This is a genomic window from Actinotalea ferrariae CF5-4, assembly GCF_000603945.1.
Taxonomy (GTDB): domain Bacteria; phylum Actinomycetota; class Actinomycetes; order Actinomycetales; family Cellulomonadaceae; genus Actinotalea; species Actinotalea ferrariae.
Genome location: NZ_AXCW01000034.1, coordinates 24,290 through 31,578 on the forward strand (window position 1 = coordinate 24,290; position 7,289 = coordinate 31,578).

The window sequence follows — 7,289 nt, forward strand, 5'->3', positions numbered from 1 at the left end:
GACCTTGGTCCCAGGGTCATGGCATACTCCCGGCCAGACGGGCCGACGGAGTGCCCCGCCCACGTGAGGATGCGGCCGGATGACCGAGTTCCCCTGGGTGGCGAGCTACCCGGACGACACCAGGCCCGACATCGGAGAGGTCGCCGAGCGTCACCTGCCCGAGCTGCTGCGGCGGTCGGCGGGCGAGTACGGCGACGCGATCGCCTTCACCCAGGTGATGCCCAACGGGATGAACGGCTCCCTGCGCTACCGCGAGGTCGACCGGCTGAGCGACGAGATCGCCGTCTACCTCCGCGAGGTCGTCGGCCTCCGGGTGGGCGACCGCGTCGCGGTGCAGATGCCCAACTGCCTCAGCTACCCGGTCATCGCCTTCGGCGTCCTCAAGGCCGGCTGCGTGCTCGTCAACACCAACCCGATGTACACCCGCACGGAGATGACCCACCAGTTCGCGGACTCGGGCGCCCGGGCGCTGTTCATCTGCGACATGTTCGCCGACCGCCTCCCCGAGGTGCTGCCACGGACGTCCGTGGAGACCGTCGTCACGGTCCCGATCTCGGCGTTCTTCCCGCCTGTCGTCGCCGGCATCATCCGGGCCACCCAGAAGCTCTGGCAGCGGTCGATCCCGCGGATCACCGTAGACCACGTCCCGCTGCGGGCGGCGCTCGCCCAGGGGCGGGAGCGGCACGGCGCGGCGGACCTCGACGCCTACCTGGCGGACGTGGAGCTGGGCACGGTCGCGGCGCTGCAGTACACCGGGGGGACCACCGGGGTGTCGAAGGGCGCCATGCTGTCGCACGGCAACCTGGTGGCCAACACGCTGCAGATGCTCGAGATGCTGGGGGGGCACGTCCGGCCCGGCAAGGAGACGGTCCTGACCGCCCTGCCGCTCTACCACATCTTCGCGTTCACGGTGAACCTGCTCGGTTTCCACACCATGGGCGGGCGCAACGTCCTGATCCCGTCGCCGCGGCCCCCGAGCAACCTCAAGCGGGCCTTCGAGAACTACCCCATCACCTGGCTGACCGGCGTCAACACGCTGTTCAACGCGCTGCTCAACGAGCGCTGGTTCGTGGAGCACCCCCCGCGCTCGCTGCGCGCGTCCGCGGCCGGCGGCATGGCGCTGCACGTCCCGGTCGCCGAACGGTGGCGTGCCGTCACCGGCACCCCCATCGTCGAGGGGTACGGGCTGACCGAGTCCTCGCCGGTCCTGACCTTCAACCCGCTCGGTGGGCACATCAGGGACGGGATGATCGGCATCCCGGTGCCCTCGACCGAGGTGCGGTGCGTCGCCGAGGACGGCACCCCCCTGGAGCCGGAGCAGTCGGGCGAGCTCGTCGCCCGTGGTCCGCAGGTGATGCTGGGCTACTGGCAGCGCCCGGAGGAGACCGCGGCGACCCTCAAGGACGGCTGGCTGCACACCGGCGACGTCGCGAAGATGGACTTCGACGGGTTCTTCCGCATCGTCGACCGCAAGAAGGACCTGATCATCGTCAGCGGGTTCAACGTGTTCCCCACCGAGGTGGAGGCCTGCCTGACGGCGATGCCGGGGATCCGCGAGGCCGCGGTGGTCGGCGCGCCCGACGAGAGGACCGGCGAGTCCGTCCGGGCGTACGTCGTCGCCGAGGACCCCCACCCCGGTGAGTCCGAGGTGCTGGCCCACTGCCGCGAGCACCTCGCCGCGTACAAGGTGCCGCGGAGCGTGGAGTTCCGGGACGAGCTGCCCATGAGCAACATCGGCAAGATCCTGCGCCGGGAGCTGCGCGACGAGCCGCTGACGGCCGCGCCCCGCCCGGCACCGGAGACCGTCCTGGAAGCGGAGCAGTCGTGACCGCCGCCGCCCCGCTCGGGGTCGTGCTGGGCATCACGGGCCCGCCGGCGGACCACCAGGTCGTCACCGAGTTCGAGCAGGTCCTGCTCGTCGCCCTGGTCTTCGTCATCATGTTCGGCCTGGGCGCCGGCCTCACACCGCGCGACTTCGCCTCGGCGCTCCGCCGTCCGCAGGGGCTGCTCATCGGGTGGCTGACGCAGTTCGGCATCATGCCGTTCCTGGCCTTCGTCCTGGTCCTCGTGTTCGTCCTGCCGCTGCCCACGGAGTACGCGGTACCGGTGGCGATCGGTGCGCTGCTCATGGGCGCGGTGCCGGCGGGCACCACGTCGAACGTCTTCACGTACTTCTCGAAGGGCAACCTGGCGCTCAGCGTCATGATGACCACCAACTCGACGCTGTGGGCGCTGGTGATGACGCCGCTGGCGCTCGTGCTGTACGGCAACCGCTTCCTGCCTGCGGACTCGGAGCTCCAGATCCCGATCGAGAACATCGTCGTGACGCTGGTGGTGCTTCTCGTCCCCGTGGTCATCGGCATGCTCATCCGCCGCTACAGCGCGAACGTCGGCGCGGTGCTGGAGCTGATGGGTGGGCTGGTCGGCGTCTTCTTCATCGTGTTCCTGCTCGTGACGTGGGTCCCCCGGAACTGGCGGCTGCTCGCCATCACCCCGTGGCAGGTCTACGCGGTCTCGGTGCTGCTCGGCCTGCTGGGCATCACCATCGCCTACCTCATCTCCAAGGCGATCCGTCTGCACCCGGCGAACGCCCGGACCGTGGCGCTGGAGACCGGTATCCAGAACGGGCCGCTCGCCATCGCGATCATCCTGCTGAGCTTCCCGGACAGCCCGGACCTCGGGACGCTCCTGCTGGTGCCGGCGCTCTACTCGGTCTTCATCGTGCTCATCTCGACCGCGGTGACGTTCCGCTTCCGCCGCGCCAACGTCGCCGAGGAGCAGAAGATCCCCAGCCTCCTCTGAGGAACCCGTCGGGGTTCCTCGTGCTGGTCGGGTCCCTGTACCCGCCGGGTTCCTCGTGCGGGCCGGGCTCCCCGGCCCGCACGGGGTTGCTCGTGCCGATGCTCCTCCGCACGGATCCGCGGCACAGCCGGCCGTCGCCGGACGCACGGAAGGCCGCGACCCGCAGTGCGGTTCGCGGCCTTCCGGCTCGCTGTCTCAACGAGTGTCCGGAGGGGGACTTGAACCCCCACGCCCTTACGGGCACTAGCACCTCAAGCTAGCGCGTCTGCCATTCCGCCACCCGGACAGGTGACCTTCGCCGGACCCTCTCGGGCCCGCGAGGCGGCGCCAAACATAGCACGGAGTTTCGGCCCGCCCCGCATCTTTCCCCTGCGGCAGACTGGCCGTGAGGCGGGCTCGCACGTCCTCACCGGGAGGTGTCATGACCGAGCACGACGTGACGGCGTCGGCCGATGCCGTCGAGCGCCCGAGGGCCTCGGTCAAGCACCTGAACAGCGCGGGTCCGGCCGCGAAGAAGGTGGCGGGGGTGCGCCGCAACCCGAGCGTCGTCGGCTTCGAGGAGACCGCCCCGCACTGGCTGCGTGTGGCGGCCGGCTGGTCCTGGCGGACGCTCGTCGTCGTGGCCGCGGTGGCCCTGGTGTTCTGGGCGACGTCCAAGGTCCTCTTCGTCTTCATCGCCGTCTTCGTGGCGCTCGTCTTCACCGCGGTCCTGCGGCCGCTGGTCAAGGTGCTCAGCCGGCTCATGCCGCGCGGCCTCGCCACGGCGATCTCGCTGATCCTCTCGCTGCTCGCGGTCGCCGGCGTCTTCACCTACGTCGGCCTCTCCGTCGCCGGCCAGTGGCAGAACCTCGCCGACCAGTTCAACGACGGCATCGCCACCATCTTCGAGTTCCTGGAGGACAGCCCGCTGCACCTGCGCGTCACGCCGGAGGACGTGCAGCAGTGGCTGGTGACGGGGCAGCAGTGGCTGGAGGAGAACAGCTCGGAGGTCGCCGGGCGCGTGTGGACCGGCGCGGGCTCCGTCGGACTGGTCTTCTCCGCGCTCGCCCTCGCCACCTTCTGCACCGTCTTCTTCCTCACCCGCGGCGAGGAGATGTGGCACTGGTTCCTCAACCAGCTGCCGCTGCGGGTCCGCGAGACCTGGCTGACCGGCGGCGACGTCGCCTGGTACACCTTCTCCGGCTACACCCGGGGCACGGTGATCGTGGCGGCCGCCGACGGCCTGCTCGCGCTGATCATCCTGCTGCTGCTGGGCGTGCCCCTCGCCGCCCCGCTGGCCGTCCTGGTCTTCGTCGGCGCCTTCATCCCGCTCATCGGTGCACCGCTGGCGATGGTGGTGGCGATGATCGTCGCCCTGGCGACGAACGGGATCCTCAACGCCGTCCTGGTGGGTGTCGGGATCGCGCTCATCGGACAGTTCGAGGGCCACGTCCTCACGCCGCTGGTGATGGGCAAGCAGGTGTCGCTGCACCCCGTGGCGGTGGCGCTGTCGGTGACCGCCGGGACGATCGTCGCGGGGATCCTTGGTGCGGTCATCGCGGTCCCGCTCGTGGCCGTTGCCTGGGCCGTCTTCTCGCGGCTGCGCCACCCCGACCCCCCGACGGACTTCGACCACCTCGAGGACGACGACGAGGGGGACGACGACGACACGGCGGACGACGGCGGGGGCGGCGTGCCGGTCACAGTCGACCGGCGGGACGGTCGGGACGGGGAGCGTTCCCGCGGCTGACGCCCTCAGCGGAAGTCGCGGGAGCTGGCCGGCACCTTGAGCGACAGGGGGGCGAGGTGCTCGGCGACGAGGTTCGTCGCGCCGTCGGAGCGTTCGACCGTCCCCCGGACGACGAGCGCCGCGGACCCCCTGGCGACGCTCCGGAACCGCCGCCAGAGCCCCGCCGAGCAGATGACGTTGAGCAGCCCCGTCTCGTCCTCCAGGGACAGGAACGTCACGCCCTGGGCCGTCCCCGGCCGCTGGCGGTGCGTCACCACGCCGGCCGCGGCGATGCGGCGCCCCGCCTCGTGCCGCATGACGTCCGCGACCCGCAGGACCCCGGCGGCGTCGAGGCCCTCGCGGACGTACTGGGTGGGGTACGACTCCGGGGAGATGCCGGTCGCCCACACGTCGGACATGGCCTCCTCCACCGGGCTCATGCCCGGGAGCGTCGGCGCCTCGACCCCGACGCTGACGCCCGGCAGGGTGTCCGGGCCCTCCTGCGCGAGCGCCCCCGCGGCCCACAGGCCCTCTCGCCGTGTCACACCGAGCCCCTCGAGGGCACCGGCGGTGGCGAGCGCCTCGAGGTGGGCGGTGCTCAGGCGGACCCGCCGGACGAGGTCCCGCAGCCCGGCGAACGGACCGTGGTCGACGCGCTCCTGCACCAGCGTGGCCGCCAGGTCCTCCCCCACCCCCCGCACCGACGCCAGACCCAGCCGGACCGCGAGACCGAGGTCCGGCTCGGGCGGGGTGCACGGCGGGGATGGCGCTTGGACCCCGGGCCGGCCCCCGGCGTCGTCGTCGGGGAGCCGTTCCAGGCCTGCCTGCACCGGCGAGCGCTGCACGTCCGGGCGCAGCACCGTGACCCCGTGGTGCCGCGCGTCGGCGACGAGGGACTGCGGGGAGTAGAAGCCCATGGGCTGCGCGGCGAGCAGCCCCGCGTAGAACGCCGACGGGTGGTGCACCTTGAGCCACGAGCTCGCGTACACGAGGTAGGCGAAGGAGAAGGCGTGGGACTCGGGGAAGCCGAAGTCCGCGAAGGCCTTGAGCTTGTCGTAGATCTTCTCCTGCACGTCCGGGGCGATGCCCCGCTCGGTCATGCCGGTCAGGAGCCGGTCGCGCAGGGCTGCCATGCGCTCGGTCGACCGCTTGGACCCCATGGCGCGCCGCAGCTGGTCCGCCTCGGCGCCGGTGAAGCCCGCGACGTCGATGGACATCTGCATGAGCTGCTCCTGGAACAGCGGCACCCCCTGGGTCTTGCCGAGCGACCTCTCCAGCAGCGGGTGCAGGAACGTCACGGGCTCCCGGCCCCGCACCCGGTTGATGTACGGGTGGACCGAGCCACCCTGGATGGGGCCGGGCCGGATGAGCGCGACCTCGACGACGATGTCGTAGAAGCACCGGGGCTGCAGGCGGGGCAGGGTCGCCATCTGGGCCCGGGACTCGACCTGGAAGACGCCCACCGTGTCCGCCGCGCACAGCAGGTCGTAGACCGCCGGGTCCTCCTGCGGCAGGGAGTGCAGGCCGAGCTCGACACCCTCGTGCGCGGCGACGAGCTCGAAGCCGATCCGCAGCGCCGACAGCATCCCCAGGCCCAGCAGGTCGAACTTCACCAGGCCGGCGTCCGCGCAGTCGTCCTTGTCCCACTGCAGCACGGTGCGGCCCGGCATGCGCGCCCACTCGACCGGGCACACCTCGATGACGGGACGGTCGCACAGGACCATCCCGCCGGAGTGGATGCCGAGGTGACGCGGCAGGCGCAGGAACCGGTCGGCGAGGTCGATGACCGGCGCGGGGATCTCCGCGAGGTCCGACGCCGCCTGCGGCAGGTGCCTCGGGACGACGTCGTGCGAGTCCGAGCTGCCCCAGACCGAGCCGCCGCCGACCCTGCCGCCCGAGCCCCCCGGCGCGGGGCTCCCCGGGGAGACGCTCCCAACGGGCGGACCCAGCGCCCCGGGCGCTGCGGCGGCCCGGCCGGTCGCGGGCACCCCGCCCGGGCCGACCGTGGCCGCCTTCTGCAGGTGGTGCCAGCTGCTGCTCGGCTCCGGTCCCTTGAGGGTGCCCCAGCGCTCGATGCTCTTGCTCCACGCGTCCTGCTGGCCGACGTCGTGCCCCAGGGCACGTGCCGCGTCCCGCACCGCCGAGCGCGGCCGGTAGGAGATGACGTTGGCGACCTGCGCCGCGTGCGTCCGCCCGAACCGCTCGTAGACGTACTGGATCACCTCCTCGCGGCGCATCGACTCGATGTCCACGTCGATGTCCGGGGGCCCGTCCCGCTCGGGCGCGAGGAACCGCTCGAACAGCAGCCCGTGCCGGACCGCGTCGACCGCGGTCACCCCCAGCGCGTAGCAGACGGCGGAGTTCGCGGCCGAGCCGCGACCCTGGCACAGGATCCCCCGGCGCCGGCAGAAGTCGACGAGGTCGTGGACGATGAGGAAGTAGCCGGGGAAGCCGAGCGTCTCGATGACGTCGAGCTCGTGCTCGACCTGCGCCCAGGCCCCGGTGACCCGTTCCGCCCCGGGAGGGCCGTAGCGGTCCAGGGCGCCGCGACGCACCAGCTCCCGCAGCCAGCTGGCCTCGTCGTGCCCGGCCGGCACCGGGTAAGGCGGCAGGCTCGGGGCCACCAGCGCGAGGTCGAAGACGCACTCGTCCGCGAGCGCCGCGGCGGTCGCGACGGCCTGCGGGTGCCGGCGGTGACGGCGGGCCATCTCCGCCGGTGAGCGCAGGTGCCGCCCGCCGGCGGGCAGCCAGCCGTCGACGTCGTCGAGGCTGGCCCGGG

Annotated in this window: 4 protein-coding genes and 1 tRNA gene; 3 read left to right on the forward strand and 2 right to left on the reverse strand. The window is 72.2% G+C overall.

The window, feature by feature from the left end; all coding sequences use genetic code 11:
* Positions 1 to 79: 79 nt before the first annotated feature.
* Entirely contained in the window at positions 80 to 1,828 is a 1,749-nt protein-coding gene (locus N866_RS05125; protein WP_052022413.1) for an AMP-binding protein, read from the forward strand.
* Positions 1,825 to 2,802, forward strand: coding sequence for a bile acid:sodium symporter family protein (locus N866_RS05130; protein WP_216699378.1), 978 nt, complete (start codon positions 1,825 to 1,827; stop codon positions 2,800 to 2,802). Before N866_RS05125 ends, N866_RS05130 begins: the two co-directional genes overlap by 4 nt.
* A 203-nt stretch (positions 2,803 to 3,005) precedes the next feature.
* On the opposite strand, the gene N866_RS05135 is transcribed toward N866_RS05130, so the two are convergent.
* Positions 3,006 to 3,088: transfer RNA gene (locus tag N866_RS05135), tRNA-Leu, on the reverse strand.
* Positions 3,089 to 3,223: 135 nt separating this feature from the next.
* On the opposite strand from N866_RS05135, the gene N866_RS05140 reads away from it, so the two are divergent.
* Positions 3,224 to 4,531 carry an AI-2E family transporter gene (locus N866_RS05140; RefSeq protein ID WP_081802343.1) on the forward strand — a complete coding sequence of 436 codons (1,308 nt, stop codon included), beginning with the start codon at positions 3,224 to 3,226 and terminating at the stop codon, positions 4,529 to 4,531.
* A gap of 5 nt (positions 4,532 to 4,536) precedes the next feature.
* Here N866_RS05140 and dnaE read toward each other — a convergent pair.
* Positions 4,537 to 7,289 (reverse strand): DNA polymerase III subunit alpha (dnaE, locus tag N866_RS05145; protein WP_034223522.1); only part of this gene is annotated, 2,753 nt, incomplete at its 5' end.